The sequence below is a fragment of the Williamsia sp. Y712 genome, assembly GCF_059445525.1.
In genome coordinates this window covers 1-26,950 of the sequence record NZ_JCAIUN010000003.1, presented here as the reverse complement: position 1 = coordinate 26,950, position 26,950 = coordinate 1, and the positions used below count along the sequence as shown (strand labels likewise).

Here is a 26,950-nt window from a genome sequence, read left to right as displayed (position 1 = left end):
CCGAGTCAGACGACGTCATAGGTCACGTGGATCGCTGTCGAGGTCGGGGTCACGCTGCGCCGTACCAACGTGCGCGTGGGTCCGTCGGCGAACAACGGCGTCCCGGCACCCAGGATCACCGGCGCGTGGTGCAGGCTCAGCACGTCGACCAAACCGGCTGCGATCGCCGAACCGGTCGTGGCACCGCCTCCCATCAGGACGACGTCGAGATCCCCGGCTCGTTCACGTGCCGCGGCGACGGCGTCGGACAGGCCGGTCGTGACAAACGTCCAATCGAGGTCGGTGAGCCGGACCGACTCGGGCGGTGTACTGGTGACCACCACAAACGGGGGCTTGCCGACCTCCCCGGCGCCGTACCCGACGTCGTCGTCCCAACCACCCGGACCGTCGACCACGTCGAAGAGCCTGCGACCCATGACAACAGCCCCCGAACGAGCGGTCCCTTCACCCAGAACCCGTTTGTCGTCGGGATCGTCGGAAAACGCCCAGGTGTGCAGGGCGTGGCCACCGACGCCAAGCCCGTCGTCCGGACCGGCGCCGGGCCCGGTGACGAAGCCATCAAGGGAAACCGAGATGTCCGCGATGATTCGAGTCATGCCACGGTAGACCTGAACCGCCGCCCGAACTCATCGCTCACACCTCGCGAGCGGCCAGGATGTCGAGGACCTTCTTGACCAGCGTGTCCGAATCCGCGCCGGTCGTATCGATCACGAGGTCCGGATTCTCCGGAGCCTCGTAAGGCGTGTCAATCCCGGTCAGCCCCTTGAGTTCACCGGCCCGGGCCCGCGCATACAACCCCTTCGGGTCACGGCGCTCGCACTCCGCCAGTGGCGTGGCGACATGGACTTCGATGAACGGCAGGTCCGCTGCCGCACTGAGCGCCCGCGGAATCTCCCGGTCCGAGCGCAGCGGCGAGACGAGGGACGCGATGGCCACCACCCCGGCGTCGGCGAACAATCGGGTCAGATGACCGACCCGGCGGATGTTTTCGGCCCGGTCACCCGCCGAGAACCCGAGGTCGTCGGAAAGTCCGTGGCGGACGTTGTCACCGTCCAGCAGGTATGCCACCCGCCCGGCCTCGACCAGTTCGCGTTCCAGGGCAACGGCCACAGTCGATTTGCCCGACGCCGGCAGTCCGGTCAGCCAGATCACCGCACCGCGCTGACCGACCGCGCTCCAGCGATGATTTCGTTCCAGCGCCGACGGATGCCATTTGATGTCGCTGCGTTTGCGTTCACCGGGTTTGACCACCCGGGCCTCGGTGATCGTGCCGGCACCGACGGTGTCGTTGGAATTCTCGTCGATCAGGATGAACGCGCCGACGTCCTTGTTCGACGAATACGGGTCGGCCACCACGATCGAACTGGTGCGCAGCGTCACGGTTCCGACGTCGTTGAGCGCAAGTTCAACCGGGTTCTGCTCTTCACCAAGGGTTTCCGGGTCGAGACGACTGCTGATCTCCTGCACTGTTGCACGCACGGTCCGGGTGGTCTGCTTGAGTCCGATCCGGTCCCCGGCCCGCAACGGGGTCTTGGAGAACCAGCAGACCGTGACGTCTAGCTCGCGGGCGGACACCGGCAGGTGCGCGTCGTCGGAGCCGCTGACGATCATGTCGCCGCGACCGACGTCGATGTTGTCGGCCAGTTCCACCGACACCGACAACGGCGCCACCGCGATGGTGCGATCGGCGTCCAGGGTGTCGAGGACGGTGACAGTGCTCCGCGATCCGGAGGGCAACACCAGGACCGGATCCCCCACCTGCAGGGTTCCGGCCGCCAAACGTCCGGTATAGCGGCGGCGCTCCTTGTCGTCCGGCCGCGAAACCCATTGCACGGCAAGGCGAACCTCGGTGGACAGTGGAGCCGGAGCGGTCAGTTCGACACCTTCGAGGAACTCCAGCAGGGTCGGACCGGTATACCAGGGCGTGTTGTCGGAGCGGGTGACCACGTTGTCGCCGATCTTCGCCGCCAACGGGACCACCGTCAACCCCTTGACGCCGAGTCGTGCAGCGAGCGTGTGCAACTCGGCCTCGACCTCGTCGAACCGCTCTTCGCTGTAGTCGACGAGATCGATCTTGTTCACGGCTGCGACAAGATGCGGGACGCCGAGGAGCGTCGCGATCCGGGCATGGCGGCGGGTCTGCCGCACCACGCCGGCGCGGGCGTCCACGAGCAGCACCGCAACGTGGGCATTCGACGCACCGGTGAACATGTTGCGCGTATACCGCTCGTGCCCTGGCGTGTCGGCCAGGATGAAATTGCGTGTGGCCGTGGAGAAGAAGCGATAGGCGACGTCGATCGTGATGCCCTGCTCGCGTTCGGCCCGCAAGCCGTCGGACAGTGCCGCGAGGTCGGCAACACCCTCCGTGTCGGTCACGGATTCGAGGTGGTCGGTGGGCAGGCTGTCGGTGTCGTGCAGCAGGCGGCCGATCAGGGTGCTCTTACCGTCGTCCACCGATCCGGCGGTGGCGAGCCGCAACAGTTGGCGAGTCATCAGAAGTACCCCTCTCGTTTGCGGTCTTCCATCGCCGCGGCGGAGGTCCGGTCATCGGCGCGGGTCTCACCACGCTCGGACACCGTCGACGCCGAGATCTCGGTGACCACATCGGCAATGGTCCTCGCCCGGGAACGGACCGCGCCGGTGATGGTCAGGTCACCGACCGTCCGATAACGAACCCACTCGACACGTGCGATCTCTTCGTCGGCGGGACCGGTGTACTCCGAGGTGGCCAGCAGGATGCCGTCGCGCTCGAACACCTCTCGCTCATGGGCGAAGTAGATCGGCGGCAGTTCAAGACCTTCGAGTTCGATGTACCGCCAGATGTCGAGTTCGGTCCAGTTGCTCAGCGGAAACACCCGAACCTGTTCACCTTTCCGGATCCGGCCGTTGTACAGCGACCACGGTTCGGGCCTTTGCGACCGGGGATCCCACTGACCGAACTCGTCGCGGAAGCTCAGTACCCGTTCCTTGGCCCGCGCCCGTTCCTCATCACGGCGGGCGCCCCCGAACGCGGCATCGAACCTACCTGCCTCGAGAGCGTCGAGCAGGGTCCTGGTCTGCAGTCGGTTACGCGATCCGGCGCGGCCCCCGACCTCCTGCACCCGACCGGAGTCGATGGATTCCTGTACCGAACCCACGATCAGTCGATGTCCGTCCGCCGCGAGTCGCCGATCCCGAAACTCGATGACCTCGGGAAAGTTGTGGCCGGTGTCGATGTGCAGTACCGGAAATGGCAGCGGCGACGGACGAAAGGCCTTCTCCGCCAACCGCAACAGAACGATGGAGTCTTTACCCGCGGAGAACAGCAAGACCGGCCGTTCGAGTTCGGCCACCACCTCCCGGATGATGTGCACGGCTTCGGCTTCGAGTATCCGCAGTTCGTCGACGTGCGTGACGTCCCCGGTGATCTCCGTGCTGCTGCTCATGTGGGCAATCCCCTTTGTTCTGCGTCTTCGCGATAGCGCTGTACCCACTCATTCGAACGACCGTTGGCCTGCCGTTCCAGAACGGGCGGCGGCGCGGAGGCAGGATCGAGACCCAGTGCGGTCAGGATTCCCGCGATGATCGTTGTGGTGTCGCGGGCCAGATCGCGATAGTTCACCTCGATCGGCGTTATCGCCTCGTCGGCGAACCACTTTCGCCAGCCATCTTCCTGGTTGCGCAGGATGGACACGAGATGAGCAATGCCGTCGGCGTTGTACTCGGCGGTGTCGTCGAGTGCCGGCGGCGCCTGGCCACGCCAGACCTGGGTCTGCACCGCCCGCCAGAACGAAACCGCCTGCGGCACCGGGTCCTCGCGGTTCACTTTGATGAACAGGGGATCCTCACCGAGGACATCGAACAGCGCAGATCGCAGCCCGGTTCCACTACGACCGGTCAGGCCCGCAGCACGCTCGATGACCAACGGGGTCTGATTCCACATCAATTTGCCTCCCCAGACACCGTTTCCGGTGCGGCCATGACTGGAGATCCGAGTTCGCCACTCGTCGCTGGTCTCCGTTGTCGGGGTACCTGGTTCCAGTGGCGCAAGGAGTTTCAGGATCAGCGGGTCCTCGATCCCGGCAAACCACTGCCGGGGCTGCGGTGCGCGCGACGTGCTCGGCAGATACTGGAAGTACTCCTCGGGCTCACCGGCAATACCGGTGTACCGCAAGCACTCCACAAGCAGCGTGCTGCCGCTGCGCTGCGATGCGCAGACAAGGTAAGACCGGGGGCGGTTTGCCATGGCACTGAATATAGAGATATCTAGCGTCGGCGCAATTGGTGAGAGCAGCTGTTAATCAGAACGATTCAAAGTATTGACTTTGTCAGGATTTGAGTCTGACGGACAGCAGGTGCGCCTGTTCGAGCAGCAGAACACCCATCTCGCCGATCCGCTCATCCCGAAAGCGGGTCTGCACCCCCGTCAGACTCAATGCCCACGCAGGTCGTCCGGTCCGGTCGAACACCGCCGCGCCGATGCCCCAACTCCCGTCCACGATCAGCGCCGGATTGACGGCGTAGCCGGTGCGTTTGGTCAACGCGATGCGCTCCCGAATTTTCTCCTCTGAATGCACTGGGCCCCAATCTTTCTCGGGCTTCATCCGCGAGAAATAGTCGTCGACGTCGCGGTCCGGGAGGTGACTGAGAATCGACAGACCCGCCGAGGCCACACCCAACGGGAACCGGATCCCCTCGTGCAGCACATGGGACCGGAGCGGGAAGCTGCCCTCTTCCCAGAGCAGACAGACGGTCTCATCACCGCGCCGAGCCGACAGGAACGCGCTCTCCCCGGTCTCACGAGCGAGCTTGATCAGCACGTCGTGGGCCTGATCGCTGATGTCGTATCGATTGGCCGCACCCACCCCGAGCAAATACAACTCGGGGCCGAGTCGCCACCTTCCGGTCTCCAGGTCCCGGTCGATGAGTCCTTCCTCGGCCAGCGAGGTCAACAGGCGGTGGGCCGTGGGCCGCGCCAGGTCGGTCGCTTTACCGAGATCGGTGGTCGAGGCACCGCCCGGCTCGGCAGAACCCACCGCCCGCAGGAGCGCACCCACCCGGGCGACCACGTGCGAGCGAGTCGGCGTATTCGCGTTCATCAGATGAACGTACCGGACGACACCGATCGCTCCGCGAGCACTTTCGCGACGATTTGCCGGTTCACTTGATCCCCCTAGCTGCGAGGTTGTTGACTGAAACCCGACATCGTCGGCGTTTGCTCTGTGAACGTGGCCGATTGCCCGGTGAAGCGAATGGGAGAAATAGTGAGTTCAAAGGTGTACGAGTCGGCCGCGAGCGCAGTCGCCGACATCAAGGACGGCGCATCACTGGCCGTCGGAGGATTCGGGTTGTGTGGCATCCCCGACGCGCTGATCGAAGCACTGGCGGAAACGAAGGCCGCCGAGCTCGAGGTGTTCTCCAACAACTGCGGGGTCGACAACCAAGGGCTCGGCATCCTGCTGGGTCTCGGCCGGATCCGCCGGGTCACCGCCTCCTACGTCGGTGAGAACAAGGAGTTCGCCCGGCAGTACCTGGCCGGCGAACTCGAGGTCGAACTGACCCCGCAGGGCACCTTGGCCGAGCGCCTGCGTGCCGGTGGCGCAGGCATCCCCGGCTTCTACACCCCGGCCGGCGTCGGCAGCCCCATCTCGGACGGTGGCATGCCCTGGCGTTATGCACCCGATGGTTCCGTCGCCATTTCGTCCCCGCCCAAGGAGACCCGCGTTTTCGGCGACAAGCGGTACGTCCTCGAAGAGGGCATCAATGCCGACTTCGCGCTCGTGCATGCAGAACTCGGCGACACCGACGGCAACCTCGTCTTCAACAAGACCGCCATGAACTTCAATCCCCTGGCCGCGATGGCCGGCAAGATCACGATCGCCCAGGTCGAGCGACTCGTCGAACCGGGCGAGATCGACCCTGGAGCGGTACATCTGCCGGGCGTCTTCGTCCAGCGCATCGTGCACACCGGACCGCAGGACAAGAAGATCGAAAAGCGCACCGTCGCAACCGAAGGAGCCAAGTGATGTCTGCCCCCACGGCCACCGGATGGACCCGCGACCAGATGGCCGCCCGCGCGGCGGCCGAGATGATCGACGGCGAGTACGTCAATCTCGGCATCGGTCTGCCCACCCTGATCCCGACATATCTCGGCAACGACGTCCGAGTCACCCTGCATTCGGAGAACGGCATCCTCGGCACCGGCGGCTACCCCACCGATGACGCTGTCGACGCCGACCTGATCAACGCCGGAAAAGAAACGGTCACCGTCAATCCCGGTGCGGCATTCTTTGATTCGGCCCTGTCGTTCGGCATGATCCGCGGCGGCCACATCGACACCGCAGTGCTGGGTGGCATGCAGGTCTCCAAAACCGGCGACCTCGCCAACTGGATGGTCCCCGGCAAGATGGTCAAGGGCATGGGCGGGGCGATGGACCTCGTTCACGGCGCCGCCCGCGTCATCGTTCTGATGGAGCACACCGACCGCTCCGGCAACCCGAAGATCCTCGAGACCTGCACCCTGCCGTTGACCGGTCAGGGTGTGGTCAATCAGATCATCACCAACCTGGGCATCATCGACATCGTCGGCGACGGCACGCTGGTGCTGAAGGAGCTCGCACCAGGCGTGACCGCCGACGACGTCATCGCGGCCACCGGAGCACCCCTCACGGTTGAGTTGGCGCCGCCGACCTAAAGCGGAAGCGCGGTTTCCTTCGGCCCGGAGTGGTGGGTGTCGCTGACGCGGCGGAACCACTCCAGGCCGAAGGCCGCCCGCAACTCGTCGGTGGGCATGTCCAGGAACGGTCCGAAGTCGCCGACCTGCGTGGCGTGCGCGACCATCGCCGCCCTCTTGGCCTCGATGAACTCCCCCACCTGGACTTCCGTGGTGATCTGATCCCCCGGGACCCCGATCTTGTCGATGTTGGGTGCGTCCTCGGCATCCCACTGGGCGTTGGCCTTGACCAGCGCGCGGAAGTGGTCCCGGTTCATCACGCTCTCGTACGCATGGGGCGTCCCGGCGATCTGCGAGGCCCGCAGCCCCACGTGATGTACCTGGATGTGGTCGGGGTGGCCGTAGCCGCCGTAACTGTCGTAGAACGTCACGACATCGGCCCGCTCTTCGGTCAAGATGTCTGCCAACGCCTGCGCCGAAGTCTCCACCGGGAGATTCGCAAACGCCTGCGGGTTGTCGTTCTCCGGTGTCCCGGCCATACCGGAATCCGAAAAGCCCAGCATCACAACACGGTCCACACCCAGCGCCTCCGCCGACTTCGCCAGCTCATCGCGCCGCCGTTCGATCAGCGATTCACCCTCGGCCAAGATTCCCTCCGGGAACTCCCCGGCAGCACCGTCGGTGGCGGTGACGAGCACAACCCGATGTCCGGCCTCAGAGGCTTGACGCATGGTGCCGCCGGTCCCGAACACCTCATCGTCGGGATGCGCGTGAAAACATACAAGAACACTCATGACCTAACCCCTTGCTCAGCGGTACCGCAGAACCAAAGACTGCAGTCTAGCCACTGAAGCAATTCACCCGAATCCGCGCGAACAAACATTAATCTCGGTTAACCTGTGCGCGAAGTCGCCACCATGAGATCACCTTGGGGGATAGCACTCATGCCGCGTTCACACATCAGCCACCGATACCGCCTGTCAACGACGACTCTGACCCTGTGCATTGCCGTGTTCATCGGGGCGCTCATGTCCCCTGCAACGGCCGGAGCAGCACCGCTGTACCCGACGCCGCTACCGGACCGGTTCTACCAGCAACCCTCGGACCTCGCGGAAAAGTCACCGGGGGACGTCCTCGCGGCCCGCCCAATGCCCGCTTTGCCCGCATTCCCTGACACCACAGTCACTCTCATCAAGTTCCGGTCCACGAGCTCCGAGGGCGAACCGATCGCGGCGACCACCACACTGCTCACCCCGCGAAGCCACCAGAACAACGGGCCCTTACTGTCGTATCAGCACATCATCAACGGCCTGGGCACCAAATGTGCTGTGTCGCAAGAGTTGTACACCTCCGATCCGAATCTCACGATCCGGGAGGCTCCTGGCCTGAACGTCGCCCTTGCCCGCGGCTGGAGCGTGGTCCTGCCCGACCACCTCGGTCCGAACAGTGCCTACGGTGCCGCCAAGCTGGGTGGACAGATCACCCTCGACAGCATCCGGGCAGTCCAGGCGCTGCCGCAGTCGAATACCGACCAGAGCCCGGTGGCGATGGTCGGATACTCCGGCGGTGGGATGGCCACCGCCTGGGCGGCCGCTCTGCAACCCACCTACGCGCCGGACCTCGATATCGTGGGGGCCGCCGAGGGCGGCGTACCGATGAACCTCACCCAGATGGCCGAAGGTCTTGGCCTGCAACCCCATCCGGCGTTCGGACTGGCGTTTGCGGCGGCCCTCGGCCTGGAGAGGGAGTATCCTGACCGGCTGCCCATCAGCGAGCAACTCAACGCCCGAGGTTTGGCGTTGCGCAACCAGATGGCCAACGGGTGCACCAACGACATCCTCGCGGGCGGAGCGGGCTTGAGCGCACGAATGGTCGCGACATCGGAGTCGCTGGCCTCGGACCCAGGGGCTCGCGCGGTGCTCGATGAGAACAGCGTCGAACTGTACGACGGTGTCCCGACCATCCCCATTTTCGAATGGCATGCCCCGAATGACGCCTTGATCCCTGTCGCAGCGATCGAGAACACCATTCGGCGTTACTGCGCTGCGGGAACAAAGGTCTACTCCGCCCAGATCCCGAGTCCCGACCACCTGACGACTGCGGTCTTGGGCGCACCCGTGGCCTTGAACTATCTCGATGAGCGCTTCCGGGGGATCCCGGCACCGAGCACCTGCTGACGCTCTCAGAACAGATAGATCACCAGGATCGCGGTCCAGAGCACAAAGAGCCAGGCGTCGGTTGCCGTCTTCAGCCACTTCGGAGCCGATCGCACCTCCATGAAGTACCGGATGATCAGCCGGCCCTTGATGAAACCCAGCACGATCACGGTGACCGTGATCGCGACACTGGCGCCGGTCGAATCGCCGGCATGCCCAGGTGCCAGCCACCATGATCCGATCGTGATGCCACACAACACGATCCACGCATAGTTGATGGCACGGGTCGACCGATCGCCACGCTCGACCCGATCAGTTGTCGTCGTCACCGGTTCACCTCATCACATAGAGCAATGCGAAAATGACTACCCACAGCAGGTCGACCATGTGCCAATAAGTGGCCCCGGACTCGACCATCGAGACGCGTCGACGTCGGGGGTTACGAAGTTCTCGCACAACAACTCCCAGCACCACCAGACCGATGACCACGTGTAGCAGGTGCACGCCGGTGAGCACGAAGTAGAACGAGAAGAACTCATCTGAGTTGGTGTAGCCCTGCGAGATCTTCGACCACCACTCGTATGCCTTGATGGCAATGAACGCAACACCGAGCCCACCGCAGGCGTAGATCAGGCGCACGGCCCGGTCCGGATCACCGGCCCGCGCGCTGTGGACGCTGCGCGCGACGAACCATGAACTCGTCAGCAGCACAATCGTATTCACCACGCCGAGGTTGATGTCGAGATGCTGTTGCGACGCCAGATAGGCGTCCGGAGACATGGACCGGTGCACCATGAAAACGATGAAGTAGCCACCGAAAATGACCATGTCGCCGAGCACCATGACCCACATGTGGCCATCGCCGGGCAGGTGTCCGTCCCGCTCGTTTGCGGCAATCGGTTCCGATGACAGATGTTTTGTCACTGACGAAGTCCTTGGTTGTTCAGTCGAGCGGCAGGGAATCGACGGGTTCTCTCGCGGTGGCGACCCTGAGCAGGACGATCATTCCGCACAGCCACACACTGAACACCACCACCGCCCACCAGAACGAGATCGAGCCGTTCCAGGCGAACGGTCCCGAATCGAAGACAAACATCTGGGTCGCGATGACTTCGGTGATGATCTGCCAAATAGTCACGTAGGCAAACCATTTGGGGAAGATCTCGTTCTTGTCGTACAAAATTGCCACAGCCAGCGCAAAGTATGCGGCCGTGAAACATCCCAACGATCCGTTGTACGAGAGTAGGCCGAGGTCGTACAGCATCCCCAATTGCTGCGGATCCCGATCGGCACGGAACGTCGCGGTCAGGAAGACGACCGCAACAAGAAGGAATCCCGGCACCGCCCCAACTGCCATGCCGCCCATGTAGCCGTAGGCGAACACGGACCCGCACGACATCCGCTTCATGTGGTAGAAAATCAGGCCATTGGTCAGCGCCGCACCGCCGAGAATCACCAGCAGCAGCGTGAACCCGATCTGAATGGTGGTGGCGTGGGTGTGGAAGAAGTCCACCGCCTGCTGATCACTGACGTCGGGACGCGGCGGCGGAGTGACCCTGGCCAGCAGCACGAAGACGGCCCCGAAGATCGCGTAGAACGCAGGGAAGATCCAATAGACGATCCAGACATCGGGCTTACCCGCGCGCTCGGGTCGGTCCGCGTCAGACAGTCCCCGACCCGGCAGCAGGATGCTCATTGCGACACACCTTCTTCGACTGCCTGGCGCCGCAGCGCTGCGCGGAGCACGAAGAACATCACAACCACAAAGGCGGCGACGGCGCCGTTGCGCAGCCAGAACGACAGCAGACCATCCCAGGCCAGCGGCCCGGTCTTGGCCACTGCGGCACCGGCGGCGGGGAGCATCGCAATCGCGGTCGCAAGCGAGTAGTGACCCACCCAGCGCGGAAAGACCGGGTTGGGTCCGTTGTCGAAATAGACGGCGATCGCCAGGAGCAAGAACTGGGCGACCACCATGCCGATCGGCGCGATGAACGTGATCCACGCGAGGTCATTCAGCAGAAGGACCAGTTCCGGGTTGCGATCCGGCCGGAACGCCGCGACCAGGAAGAAGATGTTCGAGAGGGCGAAAATGGTGGCACCGCTGACCGCCGCGGCGAGGTAGCAGTAGGCGAACACGTGACTCTGTGTGGCCATCCGCTTCATCTGCACCACGATCACCAGGAAGAACGGCAGAAGCATGACGCCGCAGAGGTTGTAGGTGACCATGCTGAATCGGATCCAGGCGGTGTTGTCGCGGTAGAACGCCGCGACCTCCTCGGCCGGCATCGTGGGCGGCATCGGCGGCCAGAAGCCCGGGAAAGCGATGAACGCAATCAGCATCACCACCGCGAACACCGGCCCCGTCCACAGTGCGACAAGCTGTGTTCGGATATTGGCGGTCTTCGGTAGATCTTCGGCCTCTACGAGGAACTGCATGTGTCGAGGTAACCACGTGTCGCTGACTGAAGTCAGTGAATTCGCTAGACTCGTGCCGGGGCTCGAGCAGGAGGTGGACCATTTCGGTTACGGACAAGGTGTCGACGCGCGAGACCAAGCGACTTGCCACCCGCGAGCGACTCTTGGAAGCAGCGGTCGCCGAGTTTCGACGCGGCGGGATGGCGTCGGCCGACATCGGCACCATCGTCGCTGCGGCCGGCGTGGCACACGGGACGTTTTTCTTCCACTTCCCCACCAAAGAACACGTCCTGCTCGAACTCGAACGGCGCGAAGAACTTCGGATCGCGGATAGCTTGGCAAAGTTCTTCGACACGCCCCACACCGTTCAAGACACGTTGACCCAGATGGTCCGCGAACTCGAGGACCTCGAAGAGCGACTGGGCAGCAGGCTGTTCAAAGACTTTCTGGCACTGCACTTCTCGACCACTCGACCGCCCCAGGAAGAGTGGGAACATCACCCGGTGATCATCGCGGTGATCCAGGAGCTGGAACGAGCTCGCGATCGCGGTGAACTGCCACCAGAAACCGACGTCTTTCACCACGGGGTGTTCTACCTACTCGGCATGTACGCCATCTTGGTCACCATCCCCGAATCCCCCGAGGCACGTACGCCGATCGTCGAGAAATACGTGACCATTGCCTTGCAAGGCATGGCCGGCCCTACCGTGAGGACCAGATGAGACGGCTCTTGCGTCCGTACTCGGCGGAACTCTTCCTTCTCGCGATCCCCGCGAGCTATGTGCTCTTCGTGTCCATTCTCATCGTATTGGTCATGGTGGTCGATCGCACCTATGCCGACGTATCTGACGGCATATTCGTTTTCAAATCTGGTACACAGTCTCTTGTTATCTCTGGATACCCGGCACGTGGCTGATGCTGTCGGTTATCGGTCGCGCTGCAACGAAGCGACGGAACAGGGAGCGACCGCAGGTCTAAGACCGACGAGACCTACTCCGCACAGCTTCCGCACGACGAGTTCCTCTGGAGAGCAGGCGCGGATGCGGTGGACCCGGTGACTACCTAGTACTCGAGTGCGTTCAGAACCGAATCGCACGGGAAGATCCCGTCGTATCGCCCAATTTCAAGGTTGATCCGCGAACCTTGAAATTGGGGGGCTGGTTTTCAAGGCCAACGGTCTTGTAGCCGCCCCAGCCTCGACGCACGAATGGCCAAAACGCATTTAGGCCCGCCCCCGTGGGAGCGGGCCTAACAGCGTATTCGTGGAGCCGCCTGCGAGAATCGAACTCGCGACCTTTTCATTACGAGTGAAGCGCTCTACCGACTGAGCTAAGGCGGCGTGCTGCACGAGGCAGCGCCAGCCAGTCTATCCAGCGGTCACGCCGAGGACCAAACCGGCTCAGGTGACCGGCACACGAGGGGGAACCAAACCCAGGTCAAAGGACTTTTGGGCCAGATACTGCGCCGCCGCGATCTTGTCCGCGACATCGGTGCTCGCGTCTGCAACCTCGAACGCGTTTCGGATCACCGCAGAACCGACAAAGCCGGCCCACACGGTCGACGCGTCGACGTTCATCCCACGGGCGACCAGCCCGGCGGTGTACGCGTCGACGATCCGATCGATGACGTCCTCCCCGAACCCCAGCACCGGACTGTGACGTCCGAACACCAACTGACCGAGATCGAATCCCACCGCATGACGTGGCATCTGCGCCAGGTCGATGAGCACGGTTCTCCCACCGCCACTCGGATCGGCGACAAGGTTGTCCGGCGCGGCGTCGCCGTGCACCGGCGTCTGAGGGAGCTCCGACAGGTCGGCAAGGAGGAGCTCGATGTGATCGCCGACCCACAGCAGGTCGTTGATGAGGTCCGTCGGGATTGGGGTGTCGCGGGGTTCGGCCAGCATCTCGGCAAGAAGATTCAGGTCCGACTCCTGAACGCGACTGCGCGCGATCATCGATAGCGCAAACCCGTCGTCGAACTCCTGCGACAACGGCGATCCCGCTGCTGCCCGGTTGCCTGACAACTCACCCAACAGGCGCGCTGCATTCTCGAATTCACCTGCGGTGGAAAATAGTTGGACATCGCCGAGATCCTCCAGCCACATCGATCGCATATGCGAACCGTGCCACTGCGTGCCCAACAGTGTCACCGTCCGCAACCCTTCGGGGCAGCGTGCCGCCACCTCTGCCAGCACGTCCGGGTCCTGCGACCAGGGAAACGTGCGCAGAAAGAACTCTTGAACCGGCGGAGCCAGCTCGGCCAGCACCGGCCACTTCGCCGGGTGGCGTAACACCTTGACCACCGCCGACGCCTGTCCCTGCTCTCCGCGCAGGTGGACCCGCCACAGACCGGCGGTCCCCGGCGCTGCGACGTCGAATTCGAGCGGCTCTGAACGGTGGTCGACGTACTGCCCGATCTTCAACCGCCGCGCGACGTCACACAGTGTGGATTCGTCGGGCGTGGGCAGCTCGATCATGGCCGGCTCCAGGGCATCTGCTGAGTTGATGAACTCCTCCGATGGTAAGACGCCGACCACCACGACGAGCGGGTTCGGCCTGATCAGTAGGGTTGCTCAGAGGAGGTTCGATGGCCGAGAACGCGGAACTGCGGGTGGTGGCCCTGTCGATTGCGGCACTGGCCGAACTCGGTGTCGAGGTGCGCCCCGTCGACGACCCCGAGTACGACGACATCTATCTACTCGGCCCCGACGCCGAGCGCTACTTTCTCCACACCCTGCTCCGCACCTGCCAGTCCATGCCGGAGAACGAATGGGCCGACTACGTCGCGTTCTACTTCCATCAGCACGCCGAAGGTATGAACGCACCCGACGCCGAGGAGCTGACCGAACCCGCGTTGCTCGCCGAGGTGCGCACCCGGCTGCAAACGGACACCGCCGCCGACCCCCTACTGACGACGAATTATGCGCGTCCGTTCGTCGGTGACCTGGTGGTACATCTGTGCCGCGACCTGTCGACCACCGTCGAAACCCTGACCGACCAGAGCATCGCTTCCCGTGACCTCGACCTGCTGTACCAGGCCGGCCAGCGCAACACCGACGCCGAGACCTTTGACGCCATGGAGCACCGGGTTGCCGGTACCGGCGCGATCACCGTTCTGCAAGGTCCATCATTTTTTGTTGCCGCCAAAGCCCTGAACATGCCGAAGGTGATCGACACCGTCCTCGGCAGTGCGGAACACGGTGTCTTGTTCAGCGTCCCGCACCGACACGTCCTGATGCTCCACCCGGTGACCAATCTGCAGTCAACCGTCGCCCTTCGAGAGATGATCGGTTCCACCCACAGGCAGGCCGCCGACGCACCCGGCGGCAGCATCAGCCCCCACACCTTTTTCTGGTACGGCGGTCGGGTACAACAGGTCACGCAATACGACCCCGTCAGAAAAGCCGTCGCAATCGAGAATCACGGCATGTTCTTCGACGCGCTCAGTCGATTCGTCTGAGCCGTGCGCGCGTCAATGCCCCCGAACGATCAATGCCGCAGAGCCGTACCGATTTTGGCGACCATCGCGTCGACGGCGAACTTGGGTTTCACGTTGAGCCCGAGCACCTCTCGGCATTCGAGCACCGCCTCCACGCAGGTCAGCAGCTCTTCCCGGGACGCGTAACGCGCCATCCCCAGAGTCTGTTCGGCCATATCCGGATGCATCGCAACCACTCTGGCGCCGTAGGACGCGGTCAGCGCATCACGGAACAGCGCTGCCAGATCCACCAACGCCCGATCGAGGAGATCGCGGCTGGTGCGCGTCTGCCGCGATTTCTGTCGCTTCTCGAGGTCCTTCAGGATGCCTGCCGATCCGCGCAGCGCCCCGGCCGCACCCTTACCGGTGCCGCCGGCGCCCAGCGCCATTCGCATCTCCTCGGTTTCGGCCTCGTCCAGCTTGGCGCTGATCGCCTTCGCGGCCGCCTCCGCGGACTTCACGAGCTCTTCGGCCGCCTGATACGCCCGCGCACTCGATGTCGCGGCTCTGGCCAACCCCAACGCCTGCGTGCGCTCGTCACGCGACTGCTGATCGGTGGCCAGGCGGCGGGCCCGACCGACGTGGCCACCGCACACCGACGCCGCCCACTGAGCGAGTGAGGGCTCGATGGAGTCCTGCGCGATGAGAACTTCACTGATGGCTGCGGCGCTGGGCATCACCAGCGGCACGTGCCGGCTGCGCGAGCGAAGGGTCACCGAGATGTCCTCGGGGTCGATACTCGGCGCACACAGAAGGAACACGGTGCGTGGTGGCGGCTCTTCCACGGCCTTGAGCAACGCGTTGCCTGCCGCCTCGGTGAGTCGATCGGCATCCTCGATCAGAACAACCTGCCACCGACCGACACTCGGCCGACGCGCCGCGGTCTGGACGATGTCCCGCATGCCCTTGACACTGATCGACAGACCCTCCGGGACGATCCGCCGGACATCGGAGTGGGTACCGGCCATCACCGTCGTGCAGGCGTGACACCGTCCGCACCCCGGCGCGTCCGGCGTCTCGCACTGCAATGCCGCGGCAAAACACTGCGCGGCGATCGAACGCCCCGACCCCGGAGGCCCGGTGAAGAGCCAGGCGTGGGTCATCGCCGACGAGCCGTGTCGCGGTCCATCGTGGTCCGTGGCCGGAACCTCACCGTGAGACTCGCGCTCACGGATCGCGGCCAGCTGGGCTGCGGCGATGGCCGCAGATGTGAGTTCGGCCACGACCGCATGCTGGCCGACGAGCCGATCGAACACTGTTGTCACAGGTCAACCCTATCTCGAAGGCCGGACAGCGATGCTTAACTCCTGCAAGCGGCCAGCTACCGTATGCACGTGGTAGAGAGACAGTCACAGCTGCAACATGCGTGGCACACGTTGCGCTGGCTGGTGCGCACACCGTGGCCGGTGTTGGCACTGGACATGCTTCGGGCCAACATCGCCGGAGCCCTGTTCACCTTTGCTTTCCTCCGTTTCGGACTCCCCGAAAAGACTTCTGTCAGCCTGTCCCAGATCAGTGGAGTCGGCCAGCTGATCTTTGTCATCTACCTCGTCCTGGCCGGCATGGTCAGCGCATACGCGACAATCCGGCTTTCCCTGCCGGTGCTGGTCTGGCATCGACGACGATCCCGTCCCGACAACGAAGCCGCCCGGCGCCGCGCTCTTCGACTGCCTCTGCTGCTGATGCTCGTCCACGGTGGGCTGTGGCTGGTCGGCGGCGTGGTGTTCTCGTTGCTGAGTCTGTCCCAATCAGGTCGCACCGCGATCGTGGTGGCCCTGGGGTCATTCGTCGGCGCCCTGGTGACGTCGGTGCTGGGCTATATGCAGTCCGAGAAGATCCTGCGCCCGATCACCGTCGCGGCGATGGCCAACAATCCCGAGGCCGCCACCGCACCCAGCGTCACCCAGCGCATCATCCTGTTCTGGGTGATCAGTGTGGCCGCCCCGCTGGCCGTGATCATCGCGCTGGTCGTCGGCCAGAAGATCGGCATCATCGACACCGACGCCGAAGGCCTGCAACGGCCCATCCTGTGGATGGCAGGCGCCGCCCTGGTGTTCGGATCGATCGGTGTGGTGCGTGTCGTCTCCGCCATCGCCGACCCGATCAAGCAGCTGACCCTGGCACAACACGAGGTGCGTGAGGGCAACCTCGACACCTCCGTCCGCATTTACGACGGCAGCGATCTGGGCCTGCTGCAGGCCGGCTTCAACGAGATGGTCGCCGACGTTCGCGAACGACAGGAACTGCGCAACCTGTTCGGCCGCTACGTGGGCGAGGACGTCGCTCGGCGGGCCATCGAGAGCGGCACCGAGCTCGGCGGCGAAGAGCGCTATGTCGGCGTGCTATTCGTCGACATCGTCGGTTCGACCAGCCTGGCCGTCAACCTGCCTCCGCGTGAAGTCGTCGACCTGCTCAACGAGTTCTTCCGGGTGATCGTCGATGTGGTCGGGCGACACGGCGGCTTTGTCAACAAGTTCCAGGGTGACGCTGCGCTGGCCGTCTTCGGCGCGCCACTCGATCAGGAGGACTTCGCCGGCCAGGCCCTAGCGGCGGCCCGCATCCTGCGCGAGGAACTCGACGCGGCCCTCGGCGACACCGACATCGGTATCGGGGTGTCGGCGGGCAAGGCCATCGCCGGGCACATCGGCTCACAGCAACGCTTCGAATACACAGTCATCGGCGACCCGGTGAACGAGGCCGCCCGACTAACCGACCTGGCCAAATACGAACCGAGCCGCGTCCTCGGATCAGCCCGCGCGGTCTATCTCGCCTCTGCTGCCGAGGCCGCACACTGGGACATCGGCGAAGGCATTGAGTTGCGCGGCCGCGGGATCGAAACCCGCTTGGCCAGACCGAACTACGCCATCAACCCGTAATCCCACATCGTCCCCGCAGGGGGGTGCCGAGGGAGATGGTCCCTCGGCGCCCGCCCTCGGGGCCGATCATGGGGTCATTCTGATTCGGGTGCAGCCTTCTTGGCCGCGGCCTTTTTCGCCGGAGCTTTCTTGGCGGTGGCCTTCTTGGCCGCCGTCTTCTTTGCTGCAGCCTTTTTGGCCGGAGCCTTCTTCGCGGCCTTTTTGGCGGTCTTCTTCGCGGCCTTCTTCGCCGGACCGCGAGCGCGCCGGTCCGCCAGCAACTCCGACGCACGTTCGTCGGTGATCGACGCGACGTCGTCATCCTTGCGCAGGCTCGCGTTGGTCTCACCGTCGGTGACGTACGGACCGAAACGGCCGTCCTTGATCACCATCGGGCTCTCCGACACCGGATCGTTCCCCAGCTCACGCAACGGCGGCGCGGCAGCTGCCCGGCCCCGGCGCTTCGGCTCGGAATAGATCTTGAGCGCCTCGTCGAGCGTGATGTCGAAGATCTGGTCTTCGGACGTCAGTGAACGAGAGTCGGTGCCGCGCTTGAGGTACGGCCCATACCGCCCGTTCTGCGCGGTGATCTCTTGACCTTCTTCGTCTTTGCCGACAAGTCGGGGCAACGACAGCAACTTGAGTGCGTCGTCGAGGGTCACCGTCGCGATATCCATCGACTTGAACAGCGATCCGGTCCGCGGCTTGGGTCCGGCCTTCTTGGCTGCCTTTTTGGCAGTCTTCTTGGCCGTTGCCTTCTTGGTGGCGGTCAACGTGTCACCGGACGGGGCGTCCAGTGGCGTGACACCCTCGTCGAGCGGAGTCGGCGCCGGCGGCGGGGTCAGGGCGGGCACGGTGCCGCCCTCTCCACCTTCGTCTTCGGGCTCCGGCAGGATCTCGGTGACGTACGGTCCGAAACGCCCTTCCTTGGCAACGATTTCGTTGCCGGAAAGCGGATCGACACCGAGCACGCGGCCCTCTTGCGGTGTGCTGAAGAGCTTTTCGGCCAGATCCAGCGTCAGCTCATCCGGGGTGATGTCGTCAGGCAGGTTGGCCCGCTGAGATTCCGGCTCTCCCCCACCCTCCGGTGTGATCGTGCGCTCCAGGTACGGACCGAACCGGCCGACCCTCACGAACACCGGGCGACCCTGCTCGTCGTCGAACAGGCGGATCGAGTTGACCTCGCGCGCGTCGATCTCTTCGAGATTCACACCGACGAGCTTCTTGAGTCCGGTGCCTTCTTGGCCTTCGGCGCCGTCCTTCCCGAAGTAGAAGCGGGTCAACCAATCTGTGCGATTCTCGGCACCCCGCGCGATCTGATCCAGATCGTCTTCGAGGGTGGCCGTGAAGTCGTAGTCGACAAGGCGCTTGAAGTACGCCTCGAGCAAACCGACAACCGCAAACGCAATCCAGGACGGCACCAGGGCCGAGCCCTTCTTGTGCACGTACCCGCGGTCCTGGATGGTGCCGATGATCGACGCGTACGTCGACGGACGACCAATCCCCAACTCCTCCAACGTCTTCACCAGAGATGCCTCGGTGTAGCGCGCCGGCGGATTGGTGGTGTGGCCGTCCGGATTCAGTTCGGTCGCCGTGAGCGACTGTCCCTGAACAAGATTCGGCAGACGACTCTCGGCGTCGTCGGCGGTGCCACCGGCCTGCTCGTCGACGGTCTCCACGTACGCGGACAGGAATCCGGGGAACGTGATGGTGCGACCGGAGGCAGCGAAAGTACAGGTCTCACCGGTATTGGCGTTGCCACTGATCCGCAGGCTCATCGTGGTGCCACGCGCGTCGGCCATCTGAGAGGCGACCGTGCGCTGCCAGATCAGCTCGTAGAGCTTGAACTCGTCGGACTGCAGCGCGGAGGCAACCTGGCCGGGGGTCCGGAAGGATTCACCGGCCGGACGGATGGCCTCGTGCGCCTCTTGGGCGTTCTTGACCTTGCGGGTGTACTGCCGAGGCGTCGGATGAACGAAATCGGCACCGTAGAGGTCCCGTGCCTGGTTCCGGGCAGCGGTGATCGCCGATTCCGACAACGTGGTCGAGTCGGTACGCATATAGGTGATGTAGCCGTTTTCGTACAACCGCTGCGCCACCCGCATAGTGCGATCGGAGGTGAACCGCAGCTTGCGGCCGGCCTCCTGCTGCAGGGTCGAGGTCATGAACGGCGCATACGGCTTGCGGGTGTAGGGCTTTTCCTCCACCGAGGTGACCGAGAGCGACGCACCCTGCAGACCCGAGGCCAACGCCACCGCGCGGGCTTCGTCCAGAACAGTGACGTCGTCCTTCTTCAGACCGCCGGTCGAATCGAAATCGCGGCCGCTGGCCACCCTCGCACCGTCGACACTGACCAGGCGAGCACCGAAACTGCGCGGCTTCGCCGACTCTCCGGCGTCCAGCGTGGCGGCGATATCCCAGTATTCAGCCGACCGGAACGCCATCCGCTCGCGTTCGCGTTCGACGATGACTCGTGTGGCGACCGACTGCACACGGCCCGCCGACAGCTTCGGCATGACCTTCTTCCACAGGACCGGCGAGACCTCGTAGCCGTAGAGACGGTCCAGGATACGTCGGGTTTCCTGCGCGTCGACCAGATCTTCGTCGAGGTCACGCGGACTTTCGGCAGCAGCACGGATAGCCGATTCGGTGATCTCGTGGAAGACCATCCGCTTGACCGGAACCTTGGGCTTGAGTGTCTCGAGCAGGTGCCACGCGATGGCCTCACCCTCGCGGTCACCGTCTGTCGCGAGGTAGAGCTCGTCGACATCCTTCAACAGAGCCTTGAGCTCGGTGACGGTCGACTTCTTGTCCGGCGAGACCACGTACAGCGGTTCGAAGTTCTCGTCGACGTTCACACCGAGCCGAGCCCACGGCTGGCCCTTGTACTTGGCCGGCACGTCGGCGGCGCCACGCGGCAGGTCACGAATGTGACCGCGCGAGGACTCCACCACGTAATTCGGCCCGAGGTACGACGAGATCTTGCGGGCCTTTGTCGGGGACTCGACGATCACGAGACGGCGCACTGCCTTACCTGTCCCGCGAGCTGCTGTATCTGAATCCGCCACCGTAGTTGCCTGCACCTTTCATGGTTCTTCTGGCCGTTTGTACCTTATGTATAGCGGTAGTGACATCCGAGTATGCCGCCTGGCACCCGAGAAGAGCCTGATCAGGCCGCTGGTAACGCACCTTTGAACAGGGTGTATCCGCAGTTCAGAGAGCAAATCGCCGGAAATTTGATCAAATTAATGGCCAATGTGCCGCCGCGCCCGAAATGTCCGGTGGTTCACCGATCGACTCGATCAGGCGCGACAACCGCCGTTTCCCGGCGATGCGCAATGCCGGATTGGCGCCGCGTGTACCCACCAGCGTCGGCGCGATCCCCGCCCGCATCACCGCTGTCGCCAGAGATCCATGCGAGTCGGGAGCGTGCGGATCAAGGCCCAGTACGTACCGCTCGGCGTCGCGGCGACCCGCCGCAATGACCCACAACCGCAGCGCGCGGGGTCCCGGCACCCAGTTCGGGGGCATCGTTTTGATCGCGCCCTTGGTCCAGGCGCGGTACAGATCCTCGAGTTCGGTGGTGGTGACCGTGCCGACCAGGGGTGAACCTTCGGACGACAACGAGATCTCTGCAGCAACACCGCTGCGCTCGAACTCTTCGGCCAGGGCCTGAGCGCGCCAGTCCTCGGGAACGACCACCGACAGACGCGCGCCCTGCGTATTCACCGCGATCTGGCCGGCGGTCGCCAAAATCCCGGCGAGATCGTCAAGCGACGGCTCGTCGGTCTCCGCGGAGAACATCGACAGCTGACCCACGTTAGAACCGTACGGTATTTTCACCCGAAAACGACTCACCCCCGACGCCGTGGTCACGACATTCGGGGGTCAGACGCCGACACCAGATCGCGGTGCCGGATAGAAATCAGAGGTACTTCACGCAGTGAAGATCCTCGATGGAATGCCCTCGATGGGCGAACTCATTAAAGGGTGCCGCTACACTCCTCGAACACCCGTGGCCTGCGGACCTTTCGTCCCCTGACCGACCTCGAACTCGACCCGCTGGTTCTCCTCGAGAGTGCGGAAACCGGATCCCTGGATCTCGGAGTAGTGGACAAACACATCGTCGGGTCCGTCATCTGGCGCAATGAAGCCGAAGCCCTTTTCCGCGTTGAACCACTTCACAGTTCCCTGTGCCATTCTTTGTATTCCTTACTTTCACCGGATACGACGGGGAGTTACCCACGTCGGGCCGGTTCCGACCGCCATACCTACTGGCGCCGTTTACGGGTGCCCCCGCACACTGACCTTTCAGTACCACGCCCGCAACACGTTCCCAAGAGACTGGCCATTATCTTGAACGCCCCCCAGAAGCTGCGACCACAACAAGTCAATCATGTTCTGTGCGTACACAACAGTCAGGAAGTCAAACTGATTCAAATCATGGCCGACTTCGCAATCAACACTTCACAGTAGGTAATATTACGAGGTGATGAACTGGATCGATGAGTAGCTCCGACTTCGGCTCCCAACTGCTCGCGCGCACGTTGGCGGGTGTCGGCCCCGACGAATCGCCTCTGACCCATAAGGCCTTAATTCAAAGTCGGACAGCGAGTTTCGCCGACTGGCCGACATGGGTCAGCGATCCGGTCCGCGAGGCATTGATCGATTCCGGCATCCGCCGACCGTGGTCCCATCAGGTCGCCGCCGCGGAACACGCTCGCGCCGGACGCCATGTGGTGCTCGCGACCGGTACCGCCTCGGGCAAATCCCTTGCGTACCAGGTCCCCATCCTCACCCGACTCCTGGAAGATCCGCGAGCAACCGCTCTCTATCTGTCTCCCACCAAGGCGCTCGGCTCCGACCAGTTACGTTCCGTGAGTTCGTTACTGGCCGGACATAAAGAGTTTCTGCACCTACAACCGTGCGCCTACGACGGCGATACCGAACCGGCCATTCGACAATGGGCGCGTGAACATTCGCGGTGGATATTCACAAATCCGGACATGCTCCATATCGGCATCCTCTCTTCGCACGCACGATGGCGGCATTTCATGAGAGGCCTGGCGTTCATCGTCGTCGACGAATGCCACCATTACCGTGGTGTATTCGGCTCACACACCGCACTGGTCATACGCCGTCTACTGCGGATTGCGCGAGCGGCGGGAGCCAATCCCGTGGTGATCGGCGCGAGTGCGACGTCGGGCAGTCCGGGCGCAGCGATGAGCCGCATGATCGGAGCCGACTGCGCTGAGATCACCGAGGACGGTTCGCCGCATGGCGCCCGCACGGTGGCATTGTGGGAGCCCGCCTTCATCCCGGGGATCAGCGGCGAACATGGCGCCCCGGTCCGGCGGCAGGCAGGTGCCGAAGCCGCGCGCATTCTCGCCGACCTGGTACTCGAAGGTGCGCGGACGCTCTGCTTCGTGCGCAGCCGGCGCGGCGTTGAACTCACGGCGCTGTCGGCCAAACGCATTCTCGAACAGGTTGACCCGGAGTTGGCGCCGCGGGTGGCGGCCTATCGTGCGGGTTACCTTGCTGACGATCGGCGGGCGCTCGAACGCGATCTGGCCGACGGAAAGCTGCTCGGCGTTGCCACCACCAATGCCTTGGAACTCGGTGTGGACATCAGTGGACTCGATGCCATTGTGGTGGCTGGGTTCCCGGGCACGGTCGCATCCTTCTGGCAACAGGCCGGGCGAGCCGGGCGACGTGGCGAGGGATCATTGGTGGTCCTCGTCGCGCGCGACGACCCTCTCGATACGTACCTGGTCAATCACCCGGAAGCGTTATTGGACAAGCCTGTTGAGGCCACCGTCACCGATCCGACCAATCCCTACGTCCTCGGTCCGCAATTGCTCTGCGCAGCAGCAGAATTGCCACTCAAAGAATCCGAGGTCGACGCCTTCGGTGCACGTGAGCTACTCGAAGAGATGGCGACCCGCGGACTCATCCGGCACCGCAAGGCAGGCTGGTATGTCGCGCCCGGCGTCGAACCACACGCTGACGTCGACATCCGTGGCGGCATCGGCGGCCAGGTGATGATCGTCGACGAGACCACCGCCCAACTACTCGGAACCGTCGACTCTGGTCGGGCGATGTCGACCGTGCACCCGGGGGCTGTTCACATCCATCGGGGCGAGAGCTATGTAGTGGATGAACTCGACCTCGAGGACGGCCTCGCGATGGTTCACCCGGAGGAGCCCGACTGGACCACCAGCGCCCGAGAGACCACGCTGGTCGAGATCACAGACGTGATGAAGACCAGCGCATTCGGGCCGCTGACCGTGGCCTTGGTCAGGGTCGACGTGACGCACCAGGTGGTCGGATACCTGCGCAAACTGCACACCGGAGAGATTCTCGACTCGGTCGAATTGGACATGCCCGCGCAGACGCTCTCGACACGTGCGGTGATGTACACGATCGAGCCCGACACACTCGAGGCCGTCGGGGTCACGGTCGGCATGTTCCCCGGCGCTCTGCACGCCGCCGAGCACGCCGCCATCGGACTGTTGCCGCTCGTTGCCACCTGCGATCGGTGGGACATCGGCGGGCTGTCGACGAATCTCCACCCTGATACCGGTCTGCCGACGGTCTTCGTCTACGACGGATACCCCGGCGGTGCCGGATTTGCCGATCGTGGTCACGAGGCGTTTGACACCTGGATCCGCGCGACTCGAGATGCCGTGTCGCACTGCGCTTGCGAGTCGGGCTGCCCGTCATGTGTGCAATCACCCAAATGCGGAAACGGCAACGACCCGCTGGACAAGGCCGGCGCAATTCGCGTACTCGATCTGATTCTGAGAGAACTGCCGAATTCTGAGGCCTCCGACTCCGGCACCCGGTGACGGACGTGGAAATGAACAAATGTTCCCGGGTGTCGATCAGCCGCATGAAAAGCAGATCGGATGTCGCTCGATCGGCGGAGAAAATGGTGTTCTGAAGGCCCGAACGGGTTTACCGTGAGGAATCCGATCAGCCGAAAAAGGTAAAGCCAATGACGCAACCACCCGGGCAGCCCGACCCCTACGATCAGACTCGCATCAGACCCACTTCGACTCCACCACCGGCAACCCCACCACCCGCCGCTTCCGGACAGGGGCAAGCACCGGGTCAATTTGGTGGGCCGCCACAGCAGCCCTATGGCGCGCCGCAGCCGCAGTACGGCGGGCAACCCCGACCTCAGCAGCCGCAATACGGCCAGAGCCCCTACGGCGGCACGCCACAACAACAGCCGGGTCAGTCGCCTCAGTACAGTCAGGCACAGCAATACGGGCAAGCACCGCAGTACGCACAGTCCCAACCGGATTCGGCCGGACCGGTGTCTTCTGCGGTCCGGATCATCGGCTGGATGATCGCAGGTTTTGCGGTCCTCGCGATCATCGCCGCGTTCTTGCCGTGGATCTCCGGCACCGTGACCGTCAACGGCATCGGTGATTCCGACACCGGGGCCACCGACGGTGTTCTGACCGCGACCCTCGGTGTCGTCGCAGGCATCTTCGGTGTTGTCAGTGCGGCGATCGCCAAGCGCTCGGCCCTACACCTCACCGCAGGCATCATCGCCATTGTGACCGGCGCTCTGATCACCTTGATCGCCGTCATCGACATCGCCGACGTACTCGACGCCGAGAACACCTGGGGATTTGGGTTCGAGGTCGGCTTCGGCTTGTGGCTCACCTTGGTTGCCGGCATCGCAATAGTGATCTCCGGCATCGCCGCCGTCGTGAAACGGACCTGAGGTCAGATCGCCCGGAAGCCGCTGCCCACGGTATTCCGGCCGTTCAGATCGGCCAGGATCGTTGTCATCGGCGTGCTGATGGCGGGGTTGTGGACCGGGAAGTTCGGGTTGGTACAGGGGACATCGATTTCCAGGCCCGTCCCGCCGATGTCGCGGATGACGCGACCACCGTTGAGTAGTCCGACAACCTTGTCCCCGACCACGATCGGCGCGCCGGAGTCACCGTGGTTGGAGCACACCTGGCTCAGGGTGAAGGTCGGCACCTGCGGGTCGTTGCCCCACACGACGCCACAGGTGGTCCCGGTGGTGCGACCCGCCTTGCAAGCTGTCTGCCCGAAGGACGGCCGTGGGCCAGGCCCCGTGATGGTGAGCCCCCGGTAACTGCGTTGAGGCGTCACCTTCGACTTGTCGAACTCGATGACCGCGTAGTCCCACCCGAAGTTGGACTGCTTCACCACCCCGAGTACGCCTGAACCCATGCTCTTCTCGGCCTTGACCGTGTTGCCAATCCCGCCGCAGTGCCCGGCGGTCAGACCCACCAACCGTCCCGCACCGTCGTAGCCGATGGTGGTCAGCGTGCACAGTGCGTTGTCGGCGATGACGATCCCAGCGCCGCCACCGAGCCCAACCGGCGGGGCCGCACTGGCAGTTGAGGCGGTCATACCGGACACCCCGATCAACGCGATAAATCCGGTCACGATTGCCAACAGTCGCCGCATCAAGCCCCCACCAATTCCCTGTAGTCGTCCGAGTCTCCCCGCACCCTATGCTGCCGCCGCATCCGACCGCCACCCGCAGGCAAGACTTCGACATCCACGGCCTACGACCAAGAACGCAACATCCATGAAAGCTCTTGCTGCAGGGCACCTTTCAGGAGTCGGATCCCGCCAGCTCACGAGCTTCATTCCTGCCTTGTCCATCGGCACCTTGCGGTTGTCCATTTCGACAGGCCGTGATTCCCTACGTCATTCGATCCACGTTCGCCTGATCGACGTCGGTCGCATTTTGACCGGTGCGCATGTCCGTCGTTCGACAACAATTGCGAAGCACTCGAATACTGCAGTATTCCTAGAATTGATCCCCTGACCACTCGCGATCGGCTCGCGACCTGTTTGATCAAGCCGCACTTGGAATTACGAGATATTTTGGCACTCCAAACCGGACACCTATACGACGCGAATGCAGGGACAGCTGACCCAAAACCCCAGTACAGGGCATTTCCAGGGTGTTCAATGTCAGTATGTCCGATGACACGGAGCCCTCCGTTTCGGAGGGTCTTCGAGCATACGAAATAGACCGCCGACCGTGGCAGGACACGGCAAGCGCCTCAACATCTCCCACGATCTCGTGACCAGCTATGCGCACTCAACGAGGCTCGCGACCATTGCGACCATCGCTGTAGGGTTCGAGTCGTTCTTCTCCCACCCGCTGGAGGTCGAACGGGCTCTGAGTGCAGAGCGGATCATCGGCGACATTCAGGACCGCAAGAGAAGACGCGTCACAAGGCTTCTCATCGAGTACCTCACCCAACGCCGGCCGACCGAACGGCAGGCCGACGCCCAGTCGCAGAAGAACTAGAATCGGCTGGAGATAGCAAAATACCCTGTATTCGAGACCATTGCTGGTGTCGAATACAGGGTATTCGCAAATTGTG

At 63.6% G+C, this 26,950-nt stretch carries 25 protein-coding genes and 1 tRNA gene; 9 read left to right on the top strand and 17 right to left on the bottom strand.

Annotation, left to right across the window (positions count from 1 at the left end):
- Window positions 1–5: 5 nt before the first annotated feature.
- The 5 genes from AC1D75_RS19355 to AC1D75_RS19335 form a co-directional block, all read right to left on the bottom strand.
- Window positions 6–596: a dihydrofolate reductase family protein gene (locus AC1D75_RS19355; RefSeq protein ID WP_495516958.1), complete on the bottom strand. Its 591-nt coding sequence runs from the start codon at window positions 594–596 to the stop codon at window positions 6–8.
- Between the two features lie 37 nt (window positions 597–633).
- On the bottom strand, window positions 634–2,493 hold the full coding sequence (cysC, locus tag AC1D75_RS19350) for an adenylyl-sulfate kinase (protein WP_495516957.1): 1,860 nt from the start codon (window positions 2,491–2,493) through the stop codon (window positions 634–636).
- Window positions 2,493–3,425 (bottom strand): sulfate adenylyltransferase subunit CysD, encoded by a 933-nt coding sequence (cysD, locus tag AC1D75_RS19345; protein ID WP_495516956.1) that lies wholly within the window; start codon window positions 3,423–3,425, stop codon window positions 2,493–2,495. Before cysD ends, cysC begins: the two co-directional genes overlap by 1 nt.
- Window positions 3,422–4,225 (bottom strand): trehalose 2-sulfotransferase, encoded by an 804-nt coding sequence (gene stf0, locus AC1D75_RS19340; protein ID WP_495516955.1) that lies wholly within the window; start codon window positions 4,223–4,225, stop codon window positions 3,422–3,424. The genes cysD and stf0 overlap by 4 nt, the downstream gene beginning before the upstream one ends.
- 82 nt (window positions 4,226–4,307) lie before the next feature.
- Window positions 4,308–5,078, bottom strand: a complete 771-nt coding sequence (locus AC1D75_RS19335; RefSeq protein WP_495516954.1) for an IclR family transcriptional regulator — start codon at window positions 5,076–5,078, stop codon at window positions 4,308–4,310.
- A 153-nt stretch (window positions 5,079–5,231) separates the two neighbouring features.
- Between AC1D75_RS19335 and AC1D75_RS19330 the strand changes: the two genes are divergently transcribed.
- Window positions 5,232–6,005 (top strand): CoA transferase subunit A, encoded by a 774-nt coding sequence (locus AC1D75_RS19330; RefSeq protein WP_495516953.1) that lies wholly within the window; start codon window positions 5,232–5,234, stop codon window positions 6,003–6,005.
- The gene (locus AC1D75_RS19325; protein ID WP_495516952.1) at window positions 6,005–6,673 is read left to right on the top strand and encodes a 3-oxoacid CoA-transferase subunit B; all 669 of its coding nucleotides are present in this window, start codon (window positions 6,005–6,007) and stop codon (window positions 6,671–6,673) included. The genes AC1D75_RS19330 and AC1D75_RS19325 overlap by 1 nt, the downstream gene beginning before the upstream one ends.
- On the opposite strand, the gene AC1D75_RS19320 is transcribed toward AC1D75_RS19325, so the two are convergent.
- The gene (locus AC1D75_RS19320) at window positions 6,670–7,446 is read right to left on the bottom strand and encodes a PIG-L family deacetylase (RefSeq protein ID WP_495516951.1); all 777 of its coding nucleotides are present in this window, start codon (window positions 7,444–7,446) and stop codon (window positions 6,670–6,672) included. The two genes, AC1D75_RS19325 and AC1D75_RS19320, sit on opposite strands and share 4 nt — an antisense overlap.
- A 234-nt stretch (window positions 7,447–7,680) precedes the next feature.
- On the opposite strand from AC1D75_RS19320, the gene AC1D75_RS19315 reads away from it, so the two are divergent.
- Window positions 7,681–8,829, top strand: coding sequence for a lipase family protein (locus AC1D75_RS19315; protein ID WP_495516950.1), 1,149 nt, complete (start codon window positions 7,681–7,683; stop codon window positions 8,827–8,829).
- A 5-nt stretch (window positions 8,830–8,834) separates the two neighbouring features.
- Here AC1D75_RS19315 and AC1D75_RS19310 read toward each other — a convergent pair whose 3' ends face one another.
- The 4 genes from AC1D75_RS19310 to AC1D75_RS19295 form a co-directional block, all read right to left on the bottom strand.
- Window positions 8,835–9,137 carry a cytochrome C oxidase subunit IV family protein gene (locus tag AC1D75_RS19310; protein WP_495516949.1) on the bottom strand — a complete coding sequence of 101 codons (303 nt, stop codon included), beginning with the start codon at window positions 9,135–9,137 and terminating at the stop codon, window positions 8,835–8,837.
- A 4-nt stretch (window positions 9,138–9,141) separates the two neighbouring features.
- Window positions 9,142–9,660: a cytochrome c oxidase subunit 3 gene (locus tag AC1D75_RS19305; protein ID WP_495517651.1), complete on the bottom strand. Its 519-nt coding sequence runs from the start codon at window positions 9,658–9,660 to the stop codon at window positions 9,142–9,144.
- A gap of 91 nt (window positions 9,661–9,751) precedes the next feature.
- On the bottom strand, window positions 9,752–10,504 hold the full coding sequence (locus AC1D75_RS19300) for a hypothetical protein (protein ID WP_495516948.1): 753 nt from the start codon (window positions 10,502–10,504) through the stop codon (window positions 9,752–9,754).
- On the bottom strand, window positions 10,501–11,244 hold the full coding sequence (locus tag AC1D75_RS19295; RefSeq protein WP_495516947.1) for a hypothetical protein: 744 nt from the start codon (window positions 11,242–11,244) through the stop codon (window positions 10,501–10,503). The genes AC1D75_RS19300 and AC1D75_RS19295 overlap by 4 nt, the downstream gene beginning before the upstream one ends.
- A gap of 98 nt (window positions 11,245–11,342) precedes the next feature.
- On the opposite strand from AC1D75_RS19295, the gene AC1D75_RS19290 reads away from it, so the two are divergent.
- On the top strand, window positions 11,343–11,945 hold the full coding sequence (locus AC1D75_RS19290; protein ID WP_495516946.1) for a TetR family transcriptional regulator: 603 nt from the start codon (window positions 11,343–11,345) through the stop codon (window positions 11,943–11,945).
- Between the two features lie 541 nt (window positions 11,946–12,486).
- Here the strand turns inward: AC1D75_RS19290 and AC1D75_RS19285 are convergent.
- Both AC1D75_RS19285 and AC1D75_RS19280 read right to left on the bottom strand, forming a co-directional pair.
- Window positions 12,487–12,562 (bottom strand) — tRNA-Thr (locus AC1D75_RS19285).
- A 60-nt stretch (window positions 12,563–12,622) separates the two neighbouring features.
- Window positions 12,623–13,702, bottom strand: a complete 1,080-nt coding sequence (locus tag AC1D75_RS19280) for a phosphotransferase (RefSeq protein WP_495516945.1) — start codon at window positions 13,700–13,702, stop codon at window positions 12,623–12,625.
- Window positions 13,703–13,812: 110 nt separating this feature from the next.
- Here AC1D75_RS19280 and AC1D75_RS19275 point away from each other — a divergent pair, with 110 nt between their 5' ends.
- Window positions 13,813–14,685 carry a hypothetical protein gene (locus AC1D75_RS19275; protein ID WP_495516944.1) on the top strand — a complete coding sequence of 291 codons (873 nt, stop codon included), beginning with the start codon at window positions 13,813–13,815 and terminating at the stop codon, window positions 14,683–14,685.
- Window positions 14,686–14,714: 29 nt separating this feature from the next.
- On the opposite strand, the gene AC1D75_RS19270 is transcribed toward AC1D75_RS19275, so the two are convergent.
- Complete coding sequence (locus tag AC1D75_RS19270; protein ID WP_495516943.1) at window positions 14,715–15,968, bottom strand: DNA polymerase III subunit delta'; 1,254 nt, start codon at window positions 15,966–15,968, stop codon at window positions 14,715–14,717.
- 63 nt (window positions 15,969–16,031) lie between these two features.
- Between AC1D75_RS19270 and AC1D75_RS19265 the strand changes: the two genes are divergently transcribed.
- Window positions 16,032–17,579 (top strand): adenylate/guanylate cyclase domain-containing protein, encoded by a 1,548-nt coding sequence (locus tag AC1D75_RS19265; RefSeq protein WP_495516942.1) that lies wholly within the window; start codon window positions 16,032–16,034, stop codon window positions 17,577–17,579.
- A gap of 74 nt (window positions 17,580–17,653) precedes the next feature.
- Here AC1D75_RS19265 and topA read toward each other — a convergent pair whose 3' ends face one another.
- The 3 genes from topA to AC1D75_RS19250 all read right to left on the bottom strand — a co-directional run bounded on the left by topA (window position 17,654) and on the right by AC1D75_RS19250 (window position 21,758).
- Window positions 17,654–20,626, bottom strand: a complete 2,973-nt coding sequence (gene topA / locus AC1D75_RS19260) for a type I DNA topoisomerase (protein WP_495516941.1) — start codon at window positions 20,624–20,626, stop codon at window positions 17,654–17,656.
- A 172-nt stretch (window positions 20,627–20,798) separates the two neighbouring features.
- Entirely contained in the window at window positions 20,799–21,377 is a 579-nt protein-coding gene (locus AC1D75_RS19255; protein WP_495516940.1) for a hypothetical protein, read from the bottom strand.
- Between the two features lie 177 nt (window positions 21,378–21,554).
- Window positions 21,555–21,758 (bottom strand): cold-shock protein, encoded by a 204-nt coding sequence (locus AC1D75_RS19250; protein ID WP_495516939.1) that lies wholly within the window; start codon window positions 21,756–21,758, stop codon window positions 21,555–21,557.
- 305 nt (window positions 21,759–22,063) lie between these two features.
- Between AC1D75_RS19250 and AC1D75_RS19245 the strand changes: the two genes are divergently transcribed.
- Both AC1D75_RS19245 and AC1D75_RS19240 read left to right on the top strand, forming a co-directional pair.
- Window positions 22,064–24,406 (top strand): DEAD/DEAH box helicase, encoded by a 2,343-nt coding sequence (locus AC1D75_RS19245; RefSeq protein WP_495516938.1) that lies wholly within the window; start codon window positions 22,064–22,066, stop codon window positions 24,404–24,406.
- Window positions 24,407–24,555: 149 nt separating this feature from the next.
- Window positions 24,556–25,296 carry a hypothetical protein gene (locus tag AC1D75_RS19240; protein WP_495516937.1) on the top strand — a complete coding sequence of 247 codons (741 nt, stop codon included), beginning with the start codon at window positions 24,556–24,558 and terminating at the stop codon, window positions 25,294–25,296.
- A 2-nt stretch (window positions 25,297–25,298) separates the two neighbouring features.
- On the opposite strand, the gene AC1D75_RS19235 is transcribed toward AC1D75_RS19240, so the two are convergent.
- Window positions 25,299–25,958 (bottom strand): S1 family peptidase, encoded by a 660-nt coding sequence (locus AC1D75_RS19235; RefSeq protein WP_495516936.1) that lies wholly within the window; start codon window positions 25,956–25,958, stop codon window positions 25,299–25,301.
- A 643-nt stretch (window positions 25,959–26,601) separates the two neighbouring features.
- On the opposite strand from AC1D75_RS19235, the gene AC1D75_RS19230 reads away from it, so the two are divergent.
- Complete coding sequence (locus tag AC1D75_RS19230; RefSeq protein WP_495516935.1) at window positions 26,602–26,874, top strand: hypothetical protein; 273 nt, start codon at window positions 26,602–26,604, stop codon at window positions 26,872–26,874.
- The last annotated feature ends 76 nt before the right edge of the window (window positions 26,875–26,950 follow it).